Annotated in this window: 24 protein-coding genes; 3 read left to right on the forward strand and 21 right to left on the reverse strand. The window is 58.4% G+C overall.

Features of this window, described 5'->3' with window-relative positions:
- Nucleotides 1–6: 6 nt before the first annotated feature.
- From ERD78_RS06265 to ERD78_RS06275, 3 genes are read right to left on the reverse strand one after another with little or no spacing between them, the layout of a single operon-like run.
- Nucleotides 7–867: an ABC transporter permease gene (locus ERD78_RS06265; RefSeq protein WP_129968447.1), complete on the reverse strand. Its 861-nt coding sequence runs from the start codon at nucleotides 865–867 to the stop codon at nucleotides 7–9.
- Nucleotides 864–1,919, reverse strand: a complete 1,056-nt coding sequence (locus ERD78_RS06270) for an ABC transporter ATP-binding protein (RefSeq protein ID WP_129968448.1) — start codon at nucleotides 1,917–1,919, stop codon at nucleotides 864–866. Before ERD78_RS06270 ends, ERD78_RS06265 begins: the two co-directional genes overlap by 4 nt.
- Before the next feature lie 13 nt (nucleotides 1,920–1,932).
- On the reverse strand, nucleotides 1,933–2,964 hold the full coding sequence (locus tag ERD78_RS06275) for an ABC transporter substrate-binding protein (protein ID WP_129968449.1): 1,032 nt from the start codon (nucleotides 2,962–2,964) through the stop codon (nucleotides 1,933–1,935).
- Between the two features lie 146 nt (nucleotides 2,965–3,110).
- Here ERD78_RS06275 and ERD78_RS06280 point away from each other — a divergent pair, with 146 nt between their 5' ends.
- A complete protein-coding gene (locus ERD78_RS06280) occupies nucleotides 3,111–3,905 on the forward strand; it encodes a GntR family transcriptional regulator (RefSeq protein WP_129968450.1) in 795 nt (264 codons plus the stop codon).
- A gap of 50 nt (nucleotides 3,906–3,955) precedes the next feature.
- On the opposite strand, the gene ERD78_RS06285 is transcribed toward ERD78_RS06280, so the two are convergent.
- From ERD78_RS06285 to ERD78_RS06345, 13 genes are all read right to left on the reverse strand, one after another.
- A complete protein-coding gene (locus ERD78_RS06285) occupies nucleotides 3,956–5,047 on the reverse strand; it encodes a T6SS immunity protein Tli4 family protein (protein WP_129968451.1) in 1,092 nt (363 codons plus the stop codon).
- Nucleotides 5,048–5,210: 163 nt separating this feature from the next.
- Nucleotides 5,211–5,609 carry a cupin domain-containing protein gene (locus ERD78_RS06290; RefSeq protein ID WP_167668864.1) on the reverse strand — a complete coding sequence of 133 codons (399 nt, stop codon included), beginning with the start codon at nucleotides 5,607–5,609 and terminating at the stop codon, nucleotides 5,211–5,213.
- A gap of 61 nt (nucleotides 5,610–5,670) precedes the next feature.
- Entirely contained in the window at nucleotides 5,671–6,648 is a 978-nt protein-coding gene (locus ERD78_RS06295) for a Bug family tripartite tricarboxylate transporter substrate binding protein (RefSeq protein ID WP_129968452.1), read from the reverse strand.
- Nucleotides 6,649–6,688: 40 nt separating this feature from the next.
- On the reverse strand, nucleotides 6,689–6,988 hold the full coding sequence (locus tag ERD78_RS19730) for a putative quinol monooxygenase (RefSeq protein WP_167668865.1): 300 nt from the start codon (nucleotides 6,986–6,988) through the stop codon (nucleotides 6,689–6,691).
- Nucleotides 6,989–6,998: 10 nt separating this feature from the next.
- Nucleotides 6,999–7,853: a sugar phosphate isomerase/epimerase family protein gene (locus ERD78_RS06305; RefSeq protein ID WP_167668866.1), complete on the reverse strand. Its 855-nt coding sequence runs from the start codon at nucleotides 7,851–7,853 to the stop codon at nucleotides 6,999–7,001.
- 10 nt (nucleotides 7,854–7,863) lie between these two features.
- Nucleotides 7,864–8,658, reverse strand: a complete 795-nt coding sequence (locus tag ERD78_RS06310; protein ID WP_129968455.1) for an aspartate/glutamate racemase family protein — start codon at nucleotides 8,656–8,658, stop codon at nucleotides 7,864–7,866.
- A gap of 63 nt (nucleotides 8,659–8,721) precedes the next feature.
- Nucleotides 8,722–10,050, reverse strand: a complete 1,329-nt coding sequence (locus ERD78_RS06315; RefSeq protein WP_129968456.1) for a CapA family protein — start codon at nucleotides 10,048–10,050, stop codon at nucleotides 8,722–8,724.
- Nucleotides 10,051–10,086: 36 nt separating this feature from the next.
- Nucleotides 10,087–11,067, reverse strand: coding sequence for a Bug family tripartite tricarboxylate transporter substrate binding protein (locus ERD78_RS06320; RefSeq protein ID WP_245152362.1), 981 nt, complete (start codon nucleotides 11,065–11,067; stop codon nucleotides 10,087–10,089).
- Between the two features lie 178 nt (nucleotides 11,068–11,245).
- Nucleotides 11,246–11,935: a TetR/AcrR family transcriptional regulator gene (locus tag ERD78_RS06325; protein WP_129968457.1), complete on the reverse strand. Its 690-nt coding sequence runs from the start codon at nucleotides 11,933–11,935 to the stop codon at nucleotides 11,246–11,248.
- Between the two features lie 166 nt (nucleotides 11,936–12,101).
- Nucleotides 12,102–13,541, reverse strand: coding sequence for a sulfatase-like hydrolase/transferase (locus ERD78_RS06330; protein ID WP_129968458.1), 1,440 nt, complete (start codon nucleotides 13,539–13,541; stop codon nucleotides 12,102–12,104).
- 21 nt (nucleotides 13,542–13,562) lie between these two features.
- Nucleotides 13,563–14,528 carry a tripartite tricarboxylate transporter substrate-binding protein gene (locus ERD78_RS06335; protein ID WP_129968459.1) on the reverse strand — a complete coding sequence of 322 codons (966 nt, stop codon included), beginning with the start codon at nucleotides 14,526–14,528 and terminating at the stop codon, nucleotides 13,563–13,565.
- Nucleotides 14,529–14,634: 106 nt separating this feature from the next.
- Nucleotides 14,635–15,579 (reverse strand): LysR family transcriptional regulator, encoded by a 945-nt coding sequence (locus tag ERD78_RS06340; protein WP_129968460.1) that lies wholly within the window; start codon nucleotides 15,577–15,579, stop codon nucleotides 14,635–14,637.
- Between the two features lie 7 nt (nucleotides 15,580–15,586).
- Nucleotides 15,587–16,345, reverse strand: coding sequence for an SDR family oxidoreductase (locus ERD78_RS06345; RefSeq protein WP_129968461.1), 759 nt, complete (start codon nucleotides 16,343–16,345; stop codon nucleotides 15,587–15,589).
- An 83-nt stretch (nucleotides 16,346–16,428) separates the two neighbouring features.
- Here ERD78_RS06345 and ERD78_RS06350 point away from each other — a divergent pair, with 83 nt between their 5' ends.
- On the forward strand, nucleotides 16,429–17,334 hold the full coding sequence (locus ERD78_RS06350) for a LysR substrate-binding domain-containing protein (protein WP_129968462.1): 906 nt from the start codon (nucleotides 16,429–16,431) through the stop codon (nucleotides 17,332–17,334).
- A 26-nt stretch (nucleotides 17,335–17,360) separates the two neighbouring features.
- Here the strand turns inward: ERD78_RS06350 and ERD78_RS06355 are convergent, their stop codons facing one another.
- From ERD78_RS06355 to ERD78_RS06370, 4 genes are all read right to left on the reverse strand, one after another.
- Entirely contained in the window at nucleotides 17,361–18,344 is a 984-nt protein-coding gene (locus ERD78_RS06355) for a Bug family tripartite tricarboxylate transporter substrate binding protein (protein WP_129968463.1), read from the reverse strand.
- Nucleotides 18,345–18,404: 60 nt separating this feature from the next.
- On the reverse strand, nucleotides 18,405–19,130 hold the full coding sequence (locus ERD78_RS06360) for an SDR family oxidoreductase (RefSeq protein WP_129969065.1): 726 nt from the start codon (nucleotides 19,128–19,130) through the stop codon (nucleotides 18,405–18,407).
- On the reverse strand, nucleotides 19,127–19,975 hold the full coding sequence (locus ERD78_RS06365) for a TauD/TfdA dioxygenase family protein (RefSeq protein ID WP_129968464.1): 849 nt from the start codon (nucleotides 19,973–19,975) through the stop codon (nucleotides 19,127–19,129). Before ERD78_RS06365 ends, ERD78_RS06360 begins: the two co-directional genes overlap by 4 nt.
- A gap of 136 nt (nucleotides 19,976–20,111) precedes the next feature.
- Nucleotides 20,112–21,608, reverse strand: coding sequence for a helix-turn-helix transcriptional regulator (locus ERD78_RS06370; protein ID WP_129968465.1), 1,497 nt, complete (start codon nucleotides 21,606–21,608; stop codon nucleotides 20,112–20,114).
- 115 nt (nucleotides 21,609–21,723) lie between these two features.
- On the opposite strand from ERD78_RS06370, the gene ERD78_RS06375 reads away from it, so the two are divergent.
- A complete protein-coding gene (locus ERD78_RS06375) occupies nucleotides 21,724–21,999 on the forward strand; it encodes a hypothetical protein (protein WP_129968466.1) in 276 nt (91 codons plus the stop codon).
- 175 nt (nucleotides 22,000–22,174) lie between these two features.
- Here ERD78_RS06375 and ERD78_RS06380 read toward each other — a convergent pair whose 3' ends face one another.
- The gene (locus ERD78_RS06380; RefSeq protein WP_129968467.1) at nucleotides 22,175–24,421 is read right to left on the reverse strand and encodes a PHP domain-containing protein; all 2,247 of its coding nucleotides are present in this window, start codon (nucleotides 24,419–24,421) and stop codon (nucleotides 22,175–22,177) included.
- Nucleotides 24,422–24,436: the final 15 nt, after the last annotated feature.

Here is a 24,436-nt window from a genome sequence, read left to right on the forward strand (position 1 = left end):
CGGCTCCTAGCTGTACACGGCGCTGTAGCGCCTTTCGATCAGGCGGTTGGCCGATACCAGCACCGCCATGGTGGCAAGGAGCAGAATAATCGCCAGCGCAGCGCCCAAGGGCCAGTTGAGCGTATTAAGAAACTCATCATAGGCGGATGTTGCAACTGTCTTGAGCCTTCTGCCGCCTATGATTTCCGGCGTCGCAAACGCGCTGGCCGCGAGGGAGAAAACGATAATGGAGCCCGAAGCAATGCCTGGCATGATCTGGGGCAGTATCACCCGGCGCACCACGGTCAGCTGGCCCGCGCCCAAAGAGCGTGCGGCGGCTTCAGAGGAGGGGTTGATGCGCTGCAGCGACGCCCACACGGCGATGACCATGAAGGGGACCAATACATGTGTCAAGGCTATTGTGACGCCAAGATTGGTGTACATGAGGCTGACCGGGCCCGAGGAAAGCCCCAGCAACTGCAGGGCTTGGCTGATCAGACCGGTGGAGCCGAACAACAGCGCCCATCCCAGGGTACGCACGACCACGGATATCAAGAGCGGCCCCAGCACGATCATCAGGAACAATCCTTTCCACGGCTTGCGCATGCGGGAAAGCACATAGGCTTCCGTGCTGCCCAGGACAATGGAAATGGCGGTGACGGCCGCCGCCACGCCGAAAGTCCTGGCATAGACTTCATAGTAATAGGCGTCGGTGGCGATATCGACGTAGTTTTTCCAGGTGAACGTGCGCTGGATGCCCCCGTAGAAATCAAAGCTGAAAAAACTGATCAGCAGCACCATGAAGAGCGGCACGATCAGGAAAGTTGCATACAGCACGAGCGCCGGTGCTGTGAGCAGCCATGGCTTGGCCCGATTGCCGGGGGTCATGATGCCTCCCGGCCTGATTCAATGGGGTACATGTCCGATGCGTTCCAGCGCATGTTCACGCTGTCGCCTTCCGCAGGTATAGGCTGTCCATCGTTCTGGCGTATCACCGATACTTCGCCGACCGATGTGCTGACCTGGCAGAGCCAGTGGTTGCCCTGGAACACGCGGGTTTTGATGCGGCCTGGCAGTGCGCAGGCCGACGGTTCGGAAAAAACAATCTTCTCTGGTCTGACTATCACTTTTCCCGATGGGCTGGGCTGCCCGCTGAACGGTATCGACGCCTCGCCGATGCGTATCCGGGTCTCGCCGGCATCCGTCTCCAGCGCGGTCGTGAACATATTGGCCTTGCCCAGGAAGCCGCCGACAAAAGAGCTGGCAGGGCCCTCGTAGGCCGAAAAGGGCTCCGCCACTTGCTCGACGCACCCTTTGTTCATGACCACAATGCGGTCGGACATGCCCAGCGCCTCGGACTGGTCGTGCGTGACCAGTATGGTGGTGGTGCCTACTGTGCGCTGGATGCTGCGCAGCTCCAGCTGCATCTCTTCGCGCAGCTTTGCGTCCAGATTGGAGAGCGGTTCGTCAAGCAGCAGCACGCTGGGTTTGATGACGAGTGCGCGCGCCAGGGCTACCCGCTGCTGCTGGCCGCCAGACATTTGCGAAGGATACCTGTCCTGAAGATGCGCCAGCCCAACAAGGTTCAATGCCTCCTTGACGCGCTGTGTGCGTTCAGCATTCTTGACGCCCTGCATCTCCAGGCCGAACGAGATATTTTCTCCCGCGGTCATGTGAGGAAACAGGGCGTAGTTCTGGAACACAATGCCCAGTCCGCGCTTGTTGGGCGGTACGCGGGCAAGGTTCTTGCCGTTCAGGATCACGCTGCCGGATGTGGGTTCCACAAAACCCGCAATCATCTGGAGCGTGGTTGTCTTGCCGCATCCAGAGGGCCCAAGCAGGGAAATGAACTCCCCCTGCTGCACTGACAAATCCAGGTTGTCTACAGCAGTTAGGTCGCCGTAGCGCCGGGTCAGGCCTTTCAGTTCCAGATGAGCCATGGATGCACGCCTGTCAACGCTCGATTTCACGCACCCAGCGGGTATTCCATTCCTGCCTGTGTTGGTTGACGGTATCCCAGTCGAGCACCAGCAGATTCGCCGCTCGGTCGCCAATGGGCAGGGGTACCCGCGGGTCGTCCTTTACCTTGGCGTTTTTGTTGACGGGGCCGAAGCCTTGGGCCTTGGCCATGATCTCCTGGACGCTGGGCGAGATAAGGTATTGGATAAAGGTTTGCGCCAGCGGGTTGGGCTCGGGCTTGTTCACAGGGCACACCGAGGCGAGCAGGGCATAGGCGCCTTCCTTCGGATAGACGAACCCGACGGGAAAGCCAGTATCCGCAAAAGCCTTCACGCGACTGCTGCCCCAGACTGCAATGGAAGCCTGGCCGCTTGAAAACAGCTCTGTCATTTTCCCCGGAGAGGGTTCATAGACAAGCACATTGGGGCCTACCTTTTCTTCGAACGCCTTGAACCCAGGGTCTATGTTCTTCTCGCCGCCGCCATTTGCGCGGGCAAACTGGACCAGCGCATGCAGGCCATAGGTATTGTTCAGCGGCGGAATGACGAGGTGACCCTTGTATTTGGGGTCTGTAAGATCATGCCAGGAGGTGGGGGGATCCCACTTCTTCTCCTCGAATATCTTCTTGTTGTACATGATGCCCGTGGCGACCAGGCCGATGGCAACAGCCTTGTCGTCTTTGTAGCGCGCCGTCTTGTAGATATCTTCGTCGGATATGCCTTGTATGGGTGAACAGAATCCGAGCGCGATGGCCTGGTACATGGGGCCGTCGTCGATAATGGCAACGTCTATCTGTTGGTTGCTTTTCTGGGCCTGCAGTTTGGCCACTGTATTGGTGGAATTGCCGGCGACATAAACCAGCTTGGCATTGTGTTCCTTGGCGAAAGGCGGAAAAATATCCGAGCGCATTATCTCTTCGAAGGAGCCGCCATAACCGGCAACGACGAGTTCTTGCTGTGCCGCCGCGCTGGAGGAATACGCAGCGGCCAGTGTTGCCGCTGCGAGTACTGCGAGTAACTTGACCATGACAACCTCCTGGTGAAGGAAAAGGCGTTGCTTGTCTTGTGAATACTCCGTACTGCGATGCTACTATGTACGGACAAATGATAGGCACCCTTTTGAGAGATTGTCAATAAGGTATAACGGCCACGGGCTATTCCCCGGAGAATTACATGCTTGAAACTGCGGTCAGAAAAAACAGGGCATCCGCCGGGCCACGCAGGCTTCGCCAGGCGGGCGGCGACGAGGACGGCACGCCGCTGTATCGGGTAATCTACAAGGATCTGGAGCAGGGTATAAAGACGGGCCGCTACCCGGTCATGTCGCTGCTTCCCACCGAGCATGCGTTATGCGCGCGTTATGGCGCCAGCAGGCACACCATACGCGAAGCGATACGCATGCTGACGGAAGCCGGCATGGTTTCAAGACGGCGCGGGGTTGGCACCCGCGTTGAAGCGGACATGCCCGAAACCCGCTATACCCAGCAGATATCCGAGCTTGCGGATCTGTTCCAGTACATTTCGAACGCGACGCTGCAGGTGCGCGCACTGGAAACGGTGACGGCTTCCGACGGGCTGGCGGGCATTCTGGGCTGCGAAAGAGGGCAGGCGTGGCTGCACATAGACGCAATCAAGCTGCTGGGCGACAAGGAAGCGCCGGTGGCCGCTGCTTCGGCGTATGTGCACCCCGATTATTCCGCGCTGGGGCCTGAGGTCGTCACGGCGCAATTGCCTTTGTCGCAGTTGATCGAGCAGCGTTACAGCCAGAAGATACGCAAGGTCAATCAGGTATTCTCAGCCGCGCCTATAAAGGGTGCGATGGCGCGTACTTTGCAAGTGACGGCGGGCACGGCGGGCCTGGTCATCACACGCAGGTACTATGGCACCCGCAACAAGCTGGTGCTGGTCACGGTGACGACTTTCCCTTATCAGAAGATGAAGTATTCGATGTGGCTATCATTCAGGTAGGAGGCGCCTGGCAAATCCGCTGCCTGAAGACCTGGCGCCGCAATCGTCGTTTATGACTGCTGTTGTATTACCGAGTTCGGCCGTATCCGTATGCCATTCAGCAGCCGGTTCCATAGCGCTTCCGCCTCTTTGCCGCTGGTGATGGTCGCCGGTTTGTCATCATCTGGCTGAATATCAAGCTCAATTTCCATGTATGGGCGAGTGGCGTCATTGAGCACACCTTTTGCCGCCCACGAGAATTTGTACATCGTGGCACCGGGCGCATCCTCGCTGGGTGTGCTCAATGCGACCTGGTAGCCCTTCTGTCCCGCGGCTTCCCGGTTGCCGCGATCCATGACATGAATATTCGCGAACATGCGCATCATCAGGCCCAGGGCGCCGCTAAAGCGGGATTTGATCTCAAGTTCGTCTTCGTTTCCAGCCGCGCCTGTGGCGAACGAGTCGATGGAGAACGTTGCGTCTGGATGATCTTTGAATCTGACAAACAATGAAAAGGTTTCACTGACAGGAGGATCGCCGTCATCAGCGAATAAGCCTTTGTCCATGCAAAAGCCCGGTTCATTGGGGATTTCGTCCGCGGCCCGGTGCCGAAACCGTTCGGCTGCTTTCCACATGAATGCGCTGATGTTGTCGTAGTCATCGGCGCTGCCGCCCTTTGTTGCCAGGACGTATTGCGCGTCGTCTATCACTTTGTGGAGTTCCACGCGAAGGGTGGGAACATCCAGTTCAGGGTGATATCCGATCATCGCCTGCTTTTGAGATCGGTCCACGCGTATACCGGCGAACTGGGTCTTGCCGAAAAGCACGTCTGGATCGTAACCAGCCGCCCGATAGAGTTTGTTGGTGTAGTCGCTATTCTCCATTTTGGCTGTTCGCATTTTCTTTGCGCGCGCCTCAAGCTGGCGGGCTACGTTCGGGAAACCCGAAACCGCTTTGATGTCCTCGATTTCTATGGATTGATAGCTTGCCTGTGCGATGGGCTCGGCACCTTCGGGCAGGGTAATGACAAAACGGCCAAGGCAAATTGGTGCGGCATTGGCTTGCTGGCTGGCATCGATGCCGGATGTGCCGGCGCCAAGTCCGGTGCAGCCCGACAGCATCATAAACACGGACAAGCCTGCGGCGAGGGGAAGTTGATTCATGGCGGGTTTACGCGCGGCCTTTTTTATTCGTCACGAAAGCCCTCGCCGGCGCCGGACGGCCAGTGGAAACGATGGCCTGGATGGCGTGGCAACGGTCGCCGGCGAGATGCCGGCAAACGTCATAGTAATGGATTTGCGTGGAGTGGCCGCTTGCCCCGCCTTGTCAATCGTCTTCTGTAAAGAACTTAGCGCCGTCGAAAAAGCGGTTGGGCTTCATGAAGAATGATATAAATACGGCCCCCTTCGGCGCCCAAGCCTTGTGCGCGTTGCCGCCCGGGCGCCAGACGAAATTTCCGGCGGTTACTTCTCCCTGATCATCGGCCAGGCTTCCTTCGATCATGTAGGTTTGTTCGACTGCCGTATGCTCATGCGGCGGCACCACAGCGCCGGGCGCCATTTTGAACATGATGGTGGACATGCCGGTGTTGGGGTCCGAGTACAGGATCTTGGTCTGGATGCCTTCGAACGGCGATGGTGCCCAATCCAGAGCAGCGACGTCTATGTAGCGTGCATCCAGCGCTTCGGTGTTCGAGTTCATGCTGCGGGTTGTTTCTTCCTTCATAGTGCTTCCTTGTGTTGAAACGCCGGGCTGCTTGTGGTCGCCGGTTGAGGCGGGGCTGATGTCAATCCACCGTCGCCCCGGAGCGCCGAACGATGTCACCAAGCGACTGGATCTGTTCGGCGATGAATGCCTTGAACTCTGCTGGCGAGCTGCCCACCGCTTCCATACCTTGCATTTCCAGCTTTTTGCGGACTTCCGGATTGGCCAGTGCCTTGACCGCCTCGGCGTGTATGCGGTCTATGGCCTGCTCTGGTGTGCCATCGGGTGCAAGAAGCCCGAGCCAGCCGCTGAAGTGGTAGGAAGGCAGCGTTTCGGCTATGGCCGGAACATCGGGCAAAAGAGGGGAGCGCTTGGTGCCCGTGACACCAAGCGCTCGAACGCTTCCCGCCTCGATGTGAGACAGTGCGACCGTCATGCTTTCAAAATCGATGTCTATTTGCCCAGCGAGCAGCGCCTGCATGGCGGGGGCGCTTCCCTTATAGGGCACATGGTTCAGGTTCGTGCCCGCCACATGATTGAACAGTTCGCCGGCCAGGTGCATGGACGTTCCATTACCCGCGGAGCCGCGGTTGAGCGTATCGGCATGCTTGCGTACATAGGCGACGAAATCCTTCACTGTGGTCGCTGGAACGGTTTTCGGATTCACGATCAGAACCAGGGGATAGGAAACCACTTCCGATATCGGCGCAAAGTCTTTGACGGCGTCGTAACCCAGATGACGATACAGCGTCGTATTGATGCCATGGGTGCTGATCGAACCCATCAGCAATGTGTAGCCGTCGGCGGGTTGATTGGCCACATATTCCGAGGCGATGACGCCGCCGCCTCCGCCCTTGTTCACGACCACGACGGGTACGCCCATGCTTTTGCTCATGTGCTTGCCCAGGAGCCGGGCCACGGCGTCGGTCGGCCCTCCCGGCGCGGCGCCGACAACCAGATTGATGGCGTGGCTGGGATAGGGCTGTGCATGTGCTGCGGGTTGTCCCAAAAGCAGCGTGGCCGAAAGGGCCGCTATGCCGGCTATCTGTTTCGTATTCATGTGTGCTGTCTCCTTTGATGGCTGTTTTTATGCCTGCGGGCTACGATGGGTTGTTGACGACGTGCCCATGCACGATGTGGCGATTGAATATCCACGGGTCGTACTGCTTGCGGGTATCGTTGAGCTTCGAGTGTTTCAGGTGCCAATCCAGGGCCTCCTGATCACGCCATTCCTCAAACAGGAATACGCGTCCGTCCATGGCTGCGCTGGCTGCGATGATCTTGAACTGCACACAGCCCGGCTCCTGCTGGGATGCCTCAGCATGGGTTTTCATCACAGAAAGAAAGGCGTCGAGATGCTCTGGCTTTACCGAAAACTCGACGATCAGGGCGATGCTCATAATGAATCTCCTAGGTGTTGGATGGATCAATAATTGAGGTTCCCAGCGATAGGTAGCGCTCCGCGCAGATGCGCACGACATCATCGGGCGGCATGCTCCACCAGTCCTGGGAGAAAATCTCCACTTCATAAGGGCCTGTGTAGCCGCTGTCTTCCAGTGCCGCGGCAATGCCGTGCACATTGGCCGCACCCTCTCCCATCATGGCCCGGTCCTCCACTGAATGGCGCGTGGGAACACGCCAGTCGCAAAGCTGTACGGTGGCAATGGCATCCGTATACGGCGGTGCAAGAAAGCGATAGAGCTCGGGATCCCACCAGACGTGGAATACATCCACCACCACGCTCGCGGCCGGCCCTATGCTTGCGCAGAGCGCATGCGCCTGCGACAGCGTATTGATACAGCCGCGCTCCGCGGCATGCATGGGGTGAAAAGGCTCTATGCCAAGACTCACGCCATGTTTGACGGCAAATGCACTGGCCTCGTGCAGCACTTCGGCGACCTTTGCGCGCGCTGCCTCGATATCCTTGCTATCCGTGCCAATGCCACCGCATACGAACACGACGCACCCGGCGCCGATTTCGGCGGCTTCCTCTATGGCGCGGCGGCAATCGTCCAGCGCGGGCCTGGTTCCGGCGGTGGCGAATTGTGCAATATTGCCGGCCTTGCACAAGGAGGGAACCCAGGATCCGGCGGCCCGCAAGGCCGAGCGTGCACGAATAAGGCCGCAGGCAGCAAGCTTGTCGCGCCAGACGCCTACCCCGTGAATGCCATGACGCGCATAGCCTTCTATGGCTTGCTCAAGAGACCAGGCCGGTGTGGTGATCTGATTGATAGCCAGGCGCCTGATATCCATGGCGGTGTTCATGTTACGGGATTCAGGAACGGCGCAGCGCGTCGATGTTGCGCACATCCGCTACCCGGTCGATATAGTCCTGGGAAGGCGCCTGGTACAGTAGCTTGCGGCTGATATGAACACCGGTAAGGCGCTTCATGGCAACGACCATTTCTGCGGATTTCAGCAGCAGCCTGTAGCTGTCCATGATCGGCACGTCATCGATCTGATGAATGCCGCGCATGGCCAGCAGCGTGGCGTGCGGCCCGGCCGGTATCACGACTTCGGCTCCTTTCTCTATGCAGCGTCTTGCACTGGCCTTCACCTGTGCTATGCATTCGTCACCCAGCTTCTCGTCGGTGAACACGGCATCGAATCCGCGAATATTCGAGAACTCGATGGCCTCCACGGTAGCCAGGCGGTCTTTCAAGCCATAGCCGATGGGAATTTCCCGATAGCGCGGAACCATTTTTTCGTTGGGAACGATAAGGCCGAATTTTTCACCCATGGTACACGCATGGAAACAGGTGACCTCCATGAAGGAAACCACCGGGATATCCATGACTTCGCGCAGTTCGACCAGGGCAGGATCCAGAGAGTTAGCCAGCACAAACGCATCGTAGCCGCCGGTCTTTCTGATTTGCAGGGCGTTGTCGATGATCTCGCGCACGTCGTAGTTCCAGAACAGCCTGAACTGGTCGCCCAGCGCGCCTTGGGACGTGCCGCGCACCTCGACAGCAGTATCAGGCAGCGCGGCATCCTGGCATAGTTTCTGGGTGGCTTGCAGAAAGTGTTTCATGCCGGATTCGGAGGAAACGAGCTGGTACCAGATTTTCATTTGCGTTCCTGTATGGTTGGTGTGATGAAGAATGCCTTGTCCAGGCGTGGATACATGTCGTTGTCATGCCGTGCTTAATGTGAGTGTTTCGTCGTTCAAATGCAATGCCGTGCCCAGGCGCTGACTGAGATCCTGGATTTTTGCCAGGATTTCCCTGCCGCGGTTGCCCTCTGCCAGGTGAGGCAGGCCATCCGGTTCGTGCGCCGCATCCGGCCACAGCGAGATGGGATGGATGCGGAAACAGGGCGGTGCGCCGGGATGCAGCTGCAGATGAACCAGCATGGCTTCCCAATATTCTCTGTGCTTGAAGAATCCGGCGGCCTCGCGCCTCGCCGCATAGACTTCGGCGAGGCTGGCATGCTGCAGGTCATAGGCCTCGAAAAAGTCGGCGGGCTGGCGCGGAAAGAGATAAGGCTGAAATACAAAAGGACCCATGCCGTGAAAGATGGGTTTGCCTTCATAGACCTCCACGCCGCGCAGTCCGTGATGTCCGTGCCCCAGCACGGCGTCGGCGCCCGCGTCGATGCAGGCCTGCGCAAAACGCCGGGCAAAGCCGCTCGGATGGTCCGGCGCGCTGTCATATTCATGGGTGTGCAGGCTGACCACCACCCAATCGGCATCCTGCCGGGCCTGGGCGATGCAGGCCTGGATATCGGTAACATCCTTGTGGGCCGGCCAGGATTCAACGCCGAACTGTGTATCCTCCACAAACTCCATTCCGAAAAAATCCAGACTGGGCCTGTCCGTCTTGTTGTCGTTGCGCTGCAGGGGGCGCTCACGATGTGTGCGGTTTACCGGAAGCTTGTCCAGAATGCGCGCCAGCTCGCGATATGCCTGCGCATCCACATGGTATTGCGTGCCGAAGCGCAAGGGAGAAACGCCCGGGCGGCCTTGCACGTCCACACCGGGAGCGCCAGCCCTCGCGTGCTGCATATAACTGGAGGAAACGGAAATGAAGGCCACGCGCCCTCCAGCTGAATTGGCGTAGGCAGGCATGCGGGCCTGGCCAAGATCGCTCCCCGTGCCGCAATAGGAAATACCCAAGTGACGCAAACAGGCCTGGGTGTTTCTTATGCCCGCGGCGCCATAGTCGCCGGCGTGATTGTTGGCCGTGGATACTACGGTTGTGCCCAGCCAGGCCAGCTCCTCGCCCAGCGATTCAGGTCCGGCGGCCCATGCGCCGCCCGCCAGTGCGGCGGCAGGCATATCGCTGGAGATCAATTGAAACTCCAGATTGGCAAAACGGATGTCCGCATCGCGAAATCGTTCGATGGCCGCATGAAATGCCGGACTCTCTTCGCTGCGCAATGCCTTGCCGATATATAAGTCACCCACGGCGCTCAGTGAGACGCACGCTGAATCGGAAAGGCTGCGATGGCGGAACTTGGGCATCAAGGCTCCTGGCGTTGACTACTGGGGCTGGCCGGATCAGTTCGGCTTGATATGCGCACTGGCAATGATCTGCTTGATGCGGGCGCGCTCCTGATTCAGGAATTCAGAAAACTGTGCGGCACTACCCGGCTTGGGGGTCGCGCCCATGTCAACCAGTCGTTTCTTCATGGCCGGCTCCGTAATCACTGCCTGCAACGTGGAATTCAGACGCTCGATGACATCGGCGGGCGTGCCGGCGGGGGCGGCGAGCCCGAACCAGACGGATTCCACGTAGTTGGGCAGGCCTGACTCCTCGACAGTAGGCAAGTCGGGATACTGCTCGATGCGTTCGGGAGCCGCGACGGCCAGCATCTTGACGCGGTGTCCCTTGACGTAGGGGGTGATCTCGATCGTGTTCATTGTCATGAAGGAGATGCGCCCGCCTATCAGGTCGGCAATGGCGGGGGCTGCCCCCTTGTACGGCACATGAAGCACATCGATATGTGCGGCCTGCTTGAGTGATTCGCCCGCCAAGTGGCTGGAGCTGCCGTTGCCGGCGCTGGCATACGTGAGCTTTCCGGGGTTTTCGCGAGCCTCTTTCAGCAATTGCTGAAAGCTATCCATTTTGGAATCGATAGGCACTGTGACGACAAGAGAAGCCGAGGCTATCTGGCCCACCGGCGCAAAATCGCGCAGGCCATCGAAAGGCAGGGAAGAGAACAAACTATTGTTTGTCACAATCGAATTCGCGCACAGCAGCAAGGTATAACCGTCGGCCCGCGCCTTCGCGACATAACCCATGCCGATATTTGAACTGGCGCCGGCCTTGTTCTCGATGATGACAGGCTGATGCAGGCGCTCGCTCATATGCTGTCCAACCAGCCGGGCGATGGCATCGGTGGCGCCGCCCGGAGAATAGGGGACGACGATGGTAATCGGCTTGTCCGGCCAGGTTGCGGCGGAAGCGCAGGGCAGCAGGCCGAGCGCGAGAGCGCCTGAAAGCGCCAGCGTTTCCATACATCGTTGCAATCGCTTCATGGTAAGACCTCTTCTGGTTTTGGGGATCGTGGGATACCTGAGTACTTGCTTGTGCGGCATGCTGCGGGATGCATCCATAAAGTCTGTATTTAAATTAATACATACGACTGTATGATATTGGAAATACTATTCCTCAAGCCCATTCATTTCCAATGGGGTTTACCCTTGGTTTTTTAAGTCAGGCGGATTGCTGTTGATAAGCCGAAAAGCCAGCGCTGAAAAACTGCACAAATCGGTTGACCAGCACATCGACATCGGTTTCGAAGTGCATGGGGGTGGCGGCAAAGACTTCCGGTCGGCGCTCCATGCGTTCAGGCCCACCCATTGCGTAGATAATGGCGCCCACCATCAGGTTGTAGCCCCAGATGACCGCTTCCAGCGGCACTTCCGGAAGAAGCTGCTTGAGCGCCAGGATGAATCGGCTGCGCACGGGCTCGTAATAGGTGCCTAGAAACTGGCCTTCGCCCGGCATGGAGAATGCACGCGATAGAAATTGCATGACCACAATGGCCGAATTGCCGGAAAGCTTATGCGCCGGCGCGCTGAGCCGCATGGGCGGTTCGACGAAGGCCCGGATAACGTCCTCCAGCTGAACGCCCCGGGGTTGGGACAGGGCCGCATCGAGCAGGCTTAATCGTTCTTCATTCAAGGGAAGGACGCGTCGTTTGAACAGCGCTTCGAACAGGCCGTCCTTCCCGCCGAAATGGTAGGTTACCGCGCCCAGATTGACAGACGCCTCGTCGCTGATGGCGCGCATGGACAACGCATCAAAACCCTTCTCGGCACAGATGCGCTCCGCCACATCCAGAATGTGTGTACGCGTCTTGTCTCCCGCGATTTTCCGCGCAGTGCGTGCTTTGTCGTTCATCCGCTGTCATTCCATCGCTGTTCTTCAGCTTCGATGTTATCACCGCTGCAGAGTTAATACGAACGTATGAGCGACCAAGCTGCGTGAAAAAGAAAGCGCGCGCGAATGCCTTGCGGTTTTCCAGTGTGGATATCTTCCGTGCTGCTGCAATCGAGGTGTCTCTCCATTACTGGCCTGGCACAGGGGTGGCGCCGCTCGCGCCCATGCTGGCGGCGACATTCATTCCTCCTAGGCTGTCTATCAGTTTTTTCTGGTCTGCCTTGGCTTGGGCGTCTATGGCCTCGGGATCGCAGAGGGCGTATAGTGCCCCTCTCATTTCCTGAAGAATGCTCGCATGGTCCGGATCGTTAGCCAAGTTGTGCAATTCTTCGGGATCTGCTTCCAGATCAAAGAGTTCTGGTTCAAAACGCACATAATGATGATATTTCCAGCGTCCCCTGCGCAGCATGAAGCCTGCTGTATTGCTGCCTGCCGCGTGGTACTCGCTGAGTATAGGCCGGGTGGGCTCGGGAGGCAGGCTGACAATGTCAAGCAATGATTTTCCTGGGCGGTTTCGCATTGTGGCGCAGACGTCCGCGCCAGCCATGTCGAGAATGGTGGGATAGAGATCAAGCAGGTCGACGGGCGTCTCGCATGTTCCGGCATGCACGCGCGGGCCAGCCACAATGAGCGGAATGCCGACGCTTTCTTGATACAGCGTGGACTTCCCCCACAACCCACGAGCACCAACATTGTCGCCATGGTCCGAGGTATAGATAACGTGCGTGGTATTCGATAATCCGGTGCTATCGAGAGCGTCGATGATTTGACCCACATTGTCATCAAGGAAGCTGCATAGTCCGTAATAGGCCAGAAAGGCATTGATGCGTTCCTGCTTATTGGCGAATGTTTCTTCTGTTCTTTCGAAGGCAGCGTATTCGTTTACCCACGGATGCCGTATGTGCCCTTTGGAAGGGTGCAGTTTTGCCGGAGGGATCTGCTTTGCATCGTAAAGCGAGTAGAAGGCCTCGGGCGCAATCAGGGGGAAATGCGGCGCCACCAAGCCTACATAAAGAACAAAGGGTTGCCGTGTCCGGGAAGCCGCCTGCAGCCAATCGCACGCCTGCCGCGTGACCGCGCGATCATAATCCGTGTAGCTGGATTCGCCAGCGCCGATACGATCACCGAGCATGCGTTTTCCATCTCCCCGAGTAATGTATGGATCGCGTATGGACGCCCACACCATACCGTGACCGCCAACGACGTGCATGGGTATATGTTGGACATCGAATCCTACATCGTCATCCTCAGAGCGGTAGTGCAACTTGCCGATGCTTTCCACACGTATGTGCTGCGCCTGCAGAGCATGGCCCCAACTGTCCGGTTCCCCGATATAAGGCGTGGCGTTGTCCCAATGCCGGGTTTGATGCACCCGCATGCCTGTGGCGAACGCGGCGCGGGCAGGTACGCAAATGGGGCTTGGCGTATAAGCGCTGCTGAATCGGACTCCTCGGCGGCTCAGGCGATCCAGGTTGGGCGTTTTGATGAATGGGTGCCCGGCACAGCCCATGTAGGCGGCATTGTGCTCGTCAGACATGATGACCACAACATTCTTTAATTCATGCATTCTTGGAATCCTGGAGACAGCTTATGAGGGTGTGTAGCCGCTTTTTCGCACTACGCGGTCCCAGAATTTGTCTTCATTCTCCATCCGGCTTGTCAGCGCCTGTGGCGTGCTGGAGATCGCCTTGAAATCAAGACGGTTCATGGTGTCCTGGAACGACGTGCTTTGGACGGCTTGCGAGATTGCCGCATTCAGCTCGGAAACAATCTTTTGAGGCGTATTGGCGCGGCAGAAAGCCGCGAAATAACCTATCAGCGTCAGGTCCGCGTACCCGAGCGATGCAAAAGTCGGCACACTCTCCAATCGGGACGAGGGTTGTGCGCCAGAGGTAGCCAGGATGCGAATTTTTCCCGCTTTGTGCATGGGAATCAGGTTGGGTGTCGTGGTGATGAGGGCGGGAATGATGCCGCCGATGGTGTCCGCAAGCGCAACCGCGCCGCCTTTGTAGGGGACCGGTGTAAGCGGTACGCCGGTTTCCCGGGCGAGCATGGCGCCAAGAAACTGCATGGCGGTGCCGGTGCCTGGAATTCCATACGAAGCCATGGCGGCGTCCGATTTTGCCAGGGAGAGATAGTCCGAGAGCGCCCGGGCAGGGCTCTGGGCGCCCACAGCGAAACCGAAATCGAATTCGCTAATGGTGCTGATCGGTGCCAGGTCGACCCGTTGATAGCGAAGATTGCGGTATATATGCGGATACAACGTCAGGTTGCCGTCCGGTGTAACTAAGATAGTGTAGTCATCTGTGGCCGATAGCAGGGCATCGGTGGCAATCCGCCCGCCGGCGCCTGCCTTGTTCTCCACGACAACGGTATAGCCGGAGGCTTTCATCGCATCCGCCAGCGCCCGGGCGACCAGATCGACTGCTCCTCCAGGGGAGAAGCCGACCAGCATGCGCACGACGCGATCATTACCTGCGAATGCTGCACTTGGTATAAGACATGCGGCGCTTGCGGCCGCTGCGATCATCAACTGTCTGCGGCGGGGATTCATGGCTGACCTTCCTGTGGTGGCGCTTTTGAGTAAAGTCAGTTTAGGCACCAGGGAAGTCTTAAGCCAATATTATTTCTATTTATATTTCATAAGAATAATCTTATGTTCACTGGGCCAGGCTTGTGTCGGCCAGTTTGCCATCAAGCTGTCCTGTACGGATCAGCGCGTCGACAAGCATGGGTAGGATGTCGGCCACTGCCTGAATTGCTGCGTCCGTACCGTTCGCGTCCAGCGGGCGTACGATGGATTGAACACGAGACAATCTGGGCTTGATGATGCGCCGCATGGCAATCTGCGGATTATGGCGCAGAGCAAAGCTGGCGTTCTCTGGCAGGATGGCGGACGCAACACCCTCTCGCACCAGCGCCATGCACAACGCCGGGTCATTGATTTCATAGCACACATTGAGGGGGCAGTTGTGTGCAACGGCCGTTCGCTCCACCATTCGGCGCAGATCATGGTCCCGGTCCGGGGCGACCAGGGGGCGTGATCCGATATTGGCGAAAGCGATTGTTTTCGCAACACGCCGTATGCTGGTGTGTGCCTCGAACAGCGCAAAGCTTTCTTCGTACAGTGGCTGGCAAACAATATTTGGCAACTCAAATGCATTGGGCATGAGTGCCAGGTCGAGTTGACGCGCCTCCATCAGGGTTCGCGCTTCGCTGGACAGGGCGCTTGACAGCAGCAGCCGCACATCGGGATAAGTGGCCTGAACACTGCGGTATAGCGGCGCAGCAAGGATATCAACCATTGACCGAGCGATGCACAGGCGCACTGGCCCGCGTGGCCTACCGGGTGGTGCTATGACATCCGAATGCAGCGCCTCCATTTGATCAAGAATGGATGAGGCGCGCTGCACCAATCGCTTGCCTTCGGCCGTGAGAGACACCCCTTTGCCGTGACGCACAAGCAGCTTGACGCCCAGCTCCTGCTCCATCGAGGCGACGTGCTGGCTCAGCGCCGGTTGGGCAATGCGCAATGCCGCGGAGGCGACGGAGATATTGCCTGATTTGGCGATTTCAACGAAGTAGCGCAATTGTCTGGGGGTCATTTCCGATCTATAGCATAAAACTGCCCCCATTGACATCAATCGTGGCGCCCGTGGTGTAGCCCGCGCCCTCCGATGCCAGAAACGCGACCGTGGCGGCAACTTCTTCGGGTAAGCCCAAGCGGGCGAGCGGTACGGTTGCCGAATGTTTGGCATTGACGTCATTGCCCGCTTCGGCTGTCATGGCGGACTGGATGCGGCCCGGCGCGACGCAGTTCACGGTGATGCCGTGCTGGGCAACTTCACCCGCCAGCACCCGCGCAAGGCCCGTCATGCCGGACTTGGTTGCTGAGTAATGAGCGCCCGGCACTGGCGTGCGGGTGCGGGCCGCTTGGCTGGTGATCATGATGATGCGGCCCCAGCCGGCAGCAACCAGCGTGGGCAGGCAGGTTTGTGTAACCAGGAATGTGCCCGTGAGATTCACATCAAGCACGCGCCGCCATTCCTCTATCGGCATGTCCAGCACATCGCGCTTGCGGCCCTGGTGCTTGGGCGATATGCCTGCGTTGTTAACGACGATGGCGAGCTGCGGCCACCAGTCCCGGCATGCTTGCGGCAGGCTGCGTACGGCGTTTTCGTCCGAGATGTCCAGACGCAGTCCCTTGGCCTGGAGCCCGCGCTCGGTCAGGCCCGCGGCGGCGTCGACAACATCCTGGCTGGCATCCAGCATAATGACCGGATGGCCGTCAAGGGCCAGACGGGTGGCGATGGCGAGACCGATGCCGCGTGCGGCTCCGGTAATCAGGGCGGTTCTGCCTGCGGCAGTCATGGCATGTTTCCTTTCAAGTTGAGTGTGGTTTGCGGGCCGCTATGGTTAAACTCACAGTTCTTCCATCCGTTCTGTGACCCGCCATGGAATTACGTCATTTGCGCTACTTTCTGATGCTTGCGGAGACTTTGCATTTTGGCCGGGCGGCAAGCCGGCTGGGTATCGCGCAGCCCCCCTTGTCGCGCCAGATACGTGACCTGGAGGACCAGGTAGGCGCGGCGTTGTTCTACAGAAGCGCGCGTGGCGTGTCCCTCACGGAAGCTGGAGTTGCGTTTGCACAGCGTGCCGCACAGATAGTCAGCGCCGCCGATGAGGCGATCTTCGAGGCGCGCGAAGCGGGGCAGGGCCGGACAGGCCGCATAGTGATCGGTTTTGTTCATTCCCTGGCGTACTCCCTGCTGCCCAGTGTGCTGCCGGGATTCCGCCGTAAACATCCTGGCATTGCCGTGTCCTTGCGCGAGGTCACTGTGGCCGACAAAGAAAGTGCATTGCTTTCCGGATCCATCGACAGCGGCATCTACCGGCCCCCTGTAAGGCACCCCGAGATTGCCACCTTGCCCGTATTCGAGGAAGGTTTTGTTCTGGCGCTGCCGAGCAGCCATCGGCTGGCGCGCAAGCGGCGTGTACCGGTGCGCAGCCTGCGCGATGAGCCATTGATTCTCTTTCGCGCTTTGCGCGGCGACGTGGGCTTGCATGGCACCATCGCGGCTTTCCTGCGTGCTCACGACGTGCCGGTCAAGGCGTGCGAGGAGGTTGGTACCATTCATGCGGGCATGGGTCTGGTACTGGCCGGCGTGGGCGTATGCATTATTCCCGAGACCTCGCGCATGGTGCACATAGACGGGGTGGTTACCCGGCCATTCATCGAGCCCACCACGCGGGTAAGCTCCACCATTTGCTGGCGCCATCAGGAAACCAGCCACAGCGTCGAAGCCTGGGTGCGGCACGTGCGCGAACTGGCCCTGGCTGGCGGGAGCGCCGCTCGCTAATGCATTGAGCGCCCCGCCGGCCTGGATCAAGGCTTGACGATATGCGCTGTCTCGATAACCTTGGCCCACTTCGCGGTGTCATCCTTCATGATCGCAGTATATTCGTCAGGTGTCGTCGTCTTTGGGGTTGCGCCCAGGTCACTCAGCTTTTTGCTGACCTCTGCGCTATGCACGATATCCTGAAGCGTCTTGTTCAGCTTCTGCACCACGTCCGCAGGGGTGCCGGCGGGCGCAAACAGGCCGAACCACGTCACCACGCTGAAGTCGGGATAGCCTGATTCCTTTACCGTAGGAATATCGGGTGCGCTCTTTTCACGCTCAGGTCCGGTAACCGCCAGCGCCCGCAGGGAGCCGTCTCGCACCATGCCTATGGCCGAAGGCATGTTGTCGAACATCACCGAGGGCCCGGTGCCGCCGACCAGGTCTATTAGCGCAGGCCCGCTGCCCTTGTATGGCACGTGCTCCATATGCAATCCCGTCGCCATGTTGAACAATTCGCCTGTCAGGTGAATGGTCGAGCCTACGCCCGAGGACGCAAAGAACACAGGCTTGGGGTTGTCTTTGACCCACGCGACGAATTCCTGCACGGTCTTGGCCGGTACTTTGTTGTTGACGACCATCAGGTTGGGCAGTGTGGCGATCAGGGATACGGGCTGGAAGTCCTTGATTGGGTCAAACGACATGTCCTTGTAGATGGAGGGGTTTACCGTCATGTTGCCGGCGGTGCCAAGCAACAGCGTGTAGCCGTCGGGCTTGGAGCGGGCAACTTGTTCCGTGCCGATATTGCCGCCGGCGCCGGCTTTGTTCTCCACGACCACCGGCTGTCCCAGCGCTGTGCCCATGTGCTGGCCAACCAGGCGCGCGATAAGATCCGTTGTGCCGCCGGCTGCATAGGGCACGATGATGCGTATGGGTTGAGATGGATAGTCCGCGGCCAGGGCGCTGGTGCTGCCGCCCAGGGCCAGCGCCGACACAAGACAGGCTTGCGTGAACAGTTTGATGGGTTTCATGGCATTGTCTCCTTTGGTGATCTAGTTTTGTCGTCTCGAGATTGCGGTGAAGCGGAGGTTTTACAGCCTTATCTGGCTGATGCTCGCACCACCGCAGACGAACAATGTCTGGCCGGTGGTGTATGCGGCATGAGGCGAAAGAAAATAATCGACGGCATGGGCGACTTCCTGTGGCGTGCCTAGCCGAGCGACAGGTATGGCTTCAACCAGCGCGCGGCTGCGCGCCAGATGGGGTGGGTTGTTGCGCTCGAACATCTCGGTTGCAACAGGTCCGGGCGCAACACAATTGACGGTAATGCCCTGCGAGGCCAGTTCCAATGCCCATGAACGCGTCAAGCCCACAAGCGCCGCCTTGGCGGCGGAGTACACACTGCCGCCGGCGCGTGCAAGCAGCGAGCGGCTGGCAATATTGACTATCCGGCCTGTGCCCGCAGCGGCCATGCCTGGCAGCACGGCCTGTGCGGCATCAATGGCAACGGCGATATTCAGGTCCAGGATACGCGATCGGGCGTCGTCGGTGATTGCGCCTAGCGGCTGCATGTGGTTGAACCCTGCGTTGTTGACCAGACGCAGAATGCCATGCAGCGAGGCGGCTTCCGCCAATACCTCACGCCGTTGCGCCGCGTCCAGCAAATCCGCCAGCAGCAACGGGCCCGGAAACGTATCGTCTCCCGACCGCGCGATGCCCAGGACGGGCTCTCCGCGCTCGGCGAGCAACTCGGCAATGGCGCGTCCTATGCCTCGCGTGGCACCGGTAATCAGCGTGTGCCCTTGTGTCAGCTTCATTGCGGACATGTGCCGGCAATCGTCATGCGATGCATTTCGCGCCGCTTGCCCTGATAATCATTGCAGGCATAGTGCATGGTGCAGCGGTTGTCCCAAAATGCCAGCGATCCCTTGCGCCAGCGGAAGCGGCATGAAAACTCGGGCCGAGCCGCGTGCTCGTAGAGCTGATGAAGCAGCGGCAGGCTTTCCTCGCGGCTCATGCCTTCGATCTGCCATGTGAACGGAAAATTCACATAGAGGCATTTGCGACCGGTTTCATCATGCGTGCGCACCATGGGATGCAGTGCAAGATTTTCCTTGACGTCCGCATCGGACTTGAGCCGCGTGGACCGGCCTGCATTGCGTTCGCTGATGCGCGAGGTCAGGTAGCGGTCGGAATGGTAGGCCTTGCGCCCGTCTATCATTTCCTTGAGCGGCTCGGGCAATGTGTCGTAGGCCAGGTACATATTGGCGAACAGCGTGTCGCCGCCATAGTCGGGAATCTCCCGGCCATAGAGGATCGAACCGAGCGGCGGCTCCTGCATATAGGACATATCGGTGTGCCAGGTGTCGCCGATGTTGTATTGGTCGTGTGGCTCCTTGACGACGGGCATGATGTCGGGATAGCCCTCCACATGGGCATATACAGGATTCACCACGACTTCGCCAAAGCGGCGCGTGAAGCTTCGGTGCTGTTCAGGCGTCAGCGATTGCTCGCGGAAGAAGATGACGTTGTAATCCAGCAATGCCTGCCTGATGGACTTCACGGCTTCGTCGGAAAGCGGTTGCGCTATGTCAATGCCGAACAACTCGGCGCCACAGGAACCTGTTAGCGGTCTGATGTCCAGGCCGGCGTGCGTACCCATGTCTTTGTCTCCTCCTGTGTGAACGTGCTGGATGAGAATAGATTAGGCGCAAACTTCCCGGGTGTCCAATATAAATTATGTACTTTTTCAATACCTTGTAGGTATTAGAAAGGCAGCGTGCACAAGTGCTGGCGTACTATGTGCGCCGTCCGCTTCCCACAGGCCTGGCCGGCCCCAGAAAGCCTCGCTCGCGTCCCCAGATGATGGCGTCGCTGCGGCGATGAACGTCGATCTTGTTGTAGATCGTGGCCACGTGGTTGCGGATGGTGTTGCGGGATAAAGTGAGTTGCTCGCTGATCTGCACATCGCTGGCGCCTTGGCACATCAGGCCGAGAATCTCTCTTTCGCGCGGCGTGAGTTCGGCCACTTCAGCCTTGGCCGCCGGACTGCCGGGGCGGCGGATCTGCGCCAGCTTCTCAATGACTGTACGGCTGAACCAGGACGTGTCCTGCATCACGGCATCCAATGCGGCCAATAGTTCGCCCTCGGTGTGCTTGCGTTCGGTGATGTCTTGAATGACCATCAGTACGCAGGGCGTATTCTGAATCGTCACGGCATCGGCAGACAGCAGGCAGTCGAGGACTTCGTCATCGCCGCCATAGAGCTGTATATCTTCATTGCGCAGGCTGCCCTCGGCTTTAAGGCGGGTATGGAGTGTATTCAAGGATCGAGCGTCGTGCCAAATGGGCAGCTGATTGATATCCCGCTCCTGTGTGTCGTCGAATGTCAGGCCGGTGGCCGTCAGAAAAGCATCATTCACCTCCATGATGTGCAGGGTGTCCAGTGTGCATAACATCATGGGCACTGGTGCGAGCCGGAAGGCCCTGGAAAAGCGTTCCTCCATCTGCCTGAGCGCATCCTCCGCCTGCTTTCTGGGGTCCAGGTCGATGAACGTGAATAGCATGCAGGTGCCCTCGCATTCTTCAAGCGGTTGACCCGCCAGAATGACGTGCTTCGATCCGCCGTCTGGCAGCGGTACCGTGCTTTCCATTTGTGGAATCGTCGTGCCTTCATGAAGGCCGGCCAGCGCTCTTTCCTTGTCCTGGGCATTGGCAAGAATGTCGATGTCATAGACGGAGCGGCCGAGAAGATCGCGTTGCAGATATCCCGTCATATCTAGAAACCCCATGTTGACGCGTATGTAGCGCAGGTCGGAAAGCCGGCATATAAGGGCAGGGGCGGGATTGGCATTGAAGGTGCGTTCGAAGCGCTGTTCTGCTTCAAACTGGTCAGTGAGGTCTTCCATGATCATCACATAGGTAACCACCTTGTCATCCATGTTCTGAAGGGTCAATCCTCGGGTTTTCAGCATGCGGCATGTCTCGCTTTTCCTTCTCGAGACCTCCACCACAACGCTGTCGAATTCGATTCCCTCGAAGAGCCGATGTATCGGGTACTGGCTGCGTTCCAGCTTGCGGTTATTGCGGTATCGCAGGACGTGCCGGCGGCAATAGCCTTGCACAGTGCCGCCGAGATCAGACAGGCTTTCCGCACCGTGCATTTTCAATGCGGCATCGTTGGCCCAGCTGATCTTTCCATCTGGGTTGACGAAAATGACGCCGTCAATCAGGCCGCCGATGATCTGTTCCAGATGATTGCGTGTGTTGTCTGCGGGGCTGCTGCGCTTGGCCATGTTGCACCTCTATCCAAAACTACTAGTCCAATTAGTTAAATCGCATCTATGCCTTTGGCAAGACGAGTCCATAGAATTTGCTGTCTTAGCAACAATATCATTACGCAATTGTCATATGGATCACGATATATTCATCAAGAAGTTGGCCAGGGGACTGGAAGATATCATTCTGGCTTTTGACTATACCGATGATCAGCGCGGCTGTCTTGTCTATCTGAACTCGCCACGATGTAAGCTGCTTGTCCCGACCGAGTTGATCGATTACCGGCTGGAGGATGCAGTGCAGGCATTGCGGGAAAGGATAAAGCGCGGCGTTTTCTCGTCGCCTTGCGAGGAGCTGACCGATATCGACGGAGAGCTGGTTCTGCGCGCGTCGGACAATTGTGACTGATGCTGTAAAGATGGCTAGTCGGTCGCTTTTTTCATTGTTTTCGGGCCTGGCCCAGCCTGGCGGGGCCGGTGCACCGGCGACAGCGTACGATGACGCACGACCCCGGTGCAACAACGGCTGACCGTCGCACCACGCCTGCCCGAGCAAGGTTGCAGGGCAGCCTGTCCGACGTCATTCATTTTCGTACGACGTAGACCGGGCTGGAATATATGAAGAAGCCGTCCTCCGTTGTTGCGCGCAGATAGATGGCGTTGTCCTTGCCGCGATGCAGCGGCACGCGCACGCGGTGCTTGACCCGGCGGCACTCGTTGCGGTCTGGCAGCCGGTATATCTGAAGGCGGCGCTTGATGCCACCGTTCTCGAATGTCACGGGCTCCATGCCGATCGCCCCTACATCGACCGTTTCCTTGACCAACGGTGTGTCTATCCGCAACGTACCGTTATGCGAGGCCTGCAGAAACACATCCACACCTGCAAAACCACCTGTCGTCAGCGATTTCCATTTAAGCAGGCCCGGTTCGTCATGAGTCAGTTGCTTGTCCAGATTCCAGAAATTGATGGAGGACGGATTTTCGAAGGCGTTGTCTTCGATGCTCGCCTGGCCATCCCAGATGGTCTGCCGGCCGCGTCCGCGATAGCCTGAACCCTCCCACATGATCCGGATGCGGCGACCGAGGTCTTGCTCGCCATAGGGTCGGAAGGTTTCGTGAACGGACATGAGATTGCGTATTTCGATGTTTTCGATGGAGCCATGAGTGAGTAGTTCGAATTCGAACTCAACGCTGTCACCTTCGTATTCTGTTACGGCACCCATGTCGGCTCGGGACGCTGGCTGGCTTTTCACCTTTCCGCCCAGATTTGGATCGTCGGAAAATAATGTGGCTGGTTTGTCGAATATGACGCTCGCCGATAGATGGGCTCGACAGCCGGTGGTGGCGTAGTGCCGTCTTTGCCGCAGGCACTCGGCCAGCGATTCGCGCGAAAGATCCTCGGCCAGCAGGCAGCTCAGTCCTCCGTAGGCGCCGAATAACGACGCGCCGGGATGGCTTGCCCCATGCCGGCCCTTGTGGCCATCGCTGTTGGCCAATATGCCGACGCGATATCCTTGCTCAAAGGCATCGGCCAGTAGCCATTCGAATGTGCCCCAGTCGGAATGGATCTCCACGGAGCGTTCGATCTGGGCATTGTGGGACATGACAATGTCCGCGTAGCGGCCGCCAATGTGAGCGAAGACGATCACGTCCTCATTCTTTAGCGCCTCGAACAACTCGTCCGCGCTGTTTGCATCCGTATCCACGTCCGACAGGTCTTCCACCAGGGCGTGCGAGGAGCGGTGTATGGGGCGCCCTTCGTTAAGATACATGACATTGCGATCGCCGCCCAGGCCAGTATTCCCCGACCATTCGTAGCCTGGAAAGATAACGAATTCGCCATCCTTGTTGAATTCGCGGCAAAGGCGGTTCAGGTCTTCCCAGAACGGCGTGGTGATTTGAAAATCGTTGCCCTGATGACTCATGGCGTCAAGAAAGGCGCGATCCCGGGCAAACACGATCAGATCGCGGGCGGTGTTGGTGCCTATGGTCTCCTCCGACTGCCCATGCAGATCCGCCCAGAAATGCCGGTAACGGGATTGCGCGGCAATGCGGCAGGGGTTGGATCGCGCAATGACCTCGCCCTCATGCAATATCTCGATTTCAAGATCGCCAGGCTCCGCTGCCTCCAGCCCTTCCAGCGTGCGGGCGTGCTCGCCGCGCTCCATGCGGAAAGATGCCAGCATGTGTTTAAGAGACAGATTGCTGCGCAGTGTGAACTCGCCTTGTAGCTGATCGGACGGGTTGCCCCATTTGTCTTCACCCTTGAAGCCGAGCTTGAATGGCTCACCGACGCGAATCAGTGTCGGCAGCACTGCCTTGTAGCTTACTGGCGGGCCTGCAACGATCGCGATGGAGGGTGATTCGGGCAGCTCGACATACTCATAGGTGGCGAAGGCATCCACCAGGACCTTGAATTCGAAATGCGGTTCAACGAATGTCTGCACCCGCATGCCCGGCGATCCTTGCCGCGTATCGCCAAAACGCACGGTAATCGTGTCTCCTTCGCGCAGGAAACCTTGCACGACGCGGATGAATAGCGTTTTGTCCCAGGGGCGTATGTTGCGCTTTCCATCGTATTGCACATCGAGCACGGCGCCGTTGGATGCTTCGATGGTTGTGTAGTTCCATCCCTTGGGATCGTCAAACTGCGGCTTGCCCATGTCGCTGGCAAAGCGATGCACAATCTTCAGCGAGCCGGTGTCATCAATGCCGAAGAAGCCGGCGGTGTACACCAGTGTGAACGAATGGAAGCTGCCTGCCTCGAATGCCCCGGTCGGCGAGATGCTAGCCGAGCCCATACGCTCGGGTAGATAGCGTGAATGCCCCATGACTGTCAGGCTCCG

This window comes from Allopusillimonas soli, from assembly GCF_004153445.1.
GTDB lineage: Bacteria > Pseudomonadota > Gammaproteobacteria > Burkholderiales > Burkholderiaceae_B > Allopusillimonas > Allopusillimonas soli.

Coding starts and splice junctions, on each gene's coding strand:
- ERD78_RS06265 (WP_129968447.1), bottom strand. CDS start 867: ATGACCCCCGGCAATCGGGCCAAGCCATGGCTGCTCACAGCACCGGCG.
- ERD78_RS06270 (WP_129968448.1), bottom strand. CDS start 1,919: ATGGCTCATCTGGAACTGAAAGGCCTGACCCGGCGCTACGGCGACCTA.
- ERD78_RS06275 (WP_129968449.1), bottom strand. CDS start 2,964: ATGGTCAAGTTACTCGCAGTACTCGCAGCGGCAACACTGGCCGCTGCG.
- ERD78_RS06280 (WP_129968450.1), top strand. CDS start 3,111: ATGCTTGAAACTGCGGTCAGAAAAAACAGGGCATCCGCCGGGCCACGC.
- ERD78_RS06285 (WP_129968451.1), bottom strand. CDS start 5,047: ATGAATCAACTTCCCCTCGCCGCAGGCTTGTCCGTGTTTATGATGCTG.
- ERD78_RS06290 (WP_167668864.1), bottom strand. CDS start 5,609: ATGAAGGAAGAAACAACCCGCAGCATGAACTCGAACACCGAAGCGCTG.
- ERD78_RS06295 (WP_129968452.1), bottom strand. CDS start 6,648: ATGAATACGAAACAGATAGCCGGCATAGCGGCCCTTTCGGCCACGCTG.
- ERD78_RS19730 (WP_167668865.1), bottom strand. CDS start 6,988: ATGAGCATCGCCCTGATCGTCGAGTTTTCGGTAAAGCCAGAGCATCTC.
- ERD78_RS06305 (WP_167668866.1), bottom strand. CDS start 7,853: ATGAACACCGCCATGGATATCAGGCGCCTGGCTATCAATCAGATCACC.
- ERD78_RS06310 (WP_129968455.1), bottom strand. CDS start 8,658: ATGAAAATCTGGTACCAGCTCGTTTCCTCCGAATCCGGCATGAAACAC.
- ERD78_RS06315 (WP_129968456.1), bottom strand. CDS start 10,050: ATGCCCAAGTTCCGCCATCGCAGCCTTTCCGATTCAGCGTGCGTCTCA.
- ERD78_RS06320 (WP_245152362.1), bottom strand. CDS start 11,067: ATGAAGCGATTGCAACGATGTATGGAAACGCTGGCGCTTTCAGGCGCT.
- ERD78_RS06325 (WP_129968457.1), bottom strand. CDS start 11,935: ATGAACGACAAAGCACGCACTGCGCGGAAAATCGCGGGAGACAAGACG.
- ERD78_RS06330 (WP_129968458.1), bottom strand. CDS start 13,541: ATGCATGAATTAAAGAATGTTGTGGTCATCATGTCTGACGAGCACAAT.
- ERD78_RS06335 (WP_129968459.1), bottom strand. CDS start 14,528: ATGAATCCCCGCCGCAGACAGTTGATGATCGCAGCGGCCGCAAGCGCC.
- ERD78_RS06340 (WP_129968460.1), bottom strand. CDS start 15,579: ATGACCCCCAGACAATTGCGCTACTTCGTTGAAATCGCCAAATCAGGC.
- ERD78_RS06345 (WP_129968461.1), bottom strand. CDS start 16,345: ATGACTGCCGCAGGCAGAACCGCCCTGATTACCGGAGCCGCACGCGGC.
- ERD78_RS06350 (WP_129968462.1), top strand. CDS start 16,429: ATGGAATTACGTCATTTGCGCTACTTTCTGATGCTTGCGGAGACTTTG.
- ERD78_RS06355 (WP_129968463.1), bottom strand. CDS start 18,344: ATGAAACCCATCAAACTGTTCACGCAAGCCTGTCTTGTGTCGGCGCTG.
- ERD78_RS06360 (WP_129969065.1), bottom strand. CDS start 19,130: ATGAAGCTGACACAAGGGCACACGCTGATTACCGGTGCCACGCGAGGC.
- ERD78_RS06365 (WP_129968464.1), bottom strand. CDS start 19,975: ATGGGTACGCACGCCGGCCTGGACATCAGACCGCTAACAGGTTCCTGT.
- ERD78_RS06370 (WP_129968465.1), bottom strand. CDS start 21,608: ATGGCCAAGCGCAGCAGCCCCGCAGACAACACACGCAATCATCTGGAA.
- ERD78_RS06375 (WP_129968466.1), top strand. CDS start 21,724: ATGGATCACGATATATTCATCAAGAAGTTGGCCAGGGGACTGGAAGAT.
- ERD78_RS06380 (WP_129968467.1), bottom strand. CDS start 24,421: ATGGGGCATTCACGCTATCTACCCGAGCGTATGGGCTCGGCTAGCATC.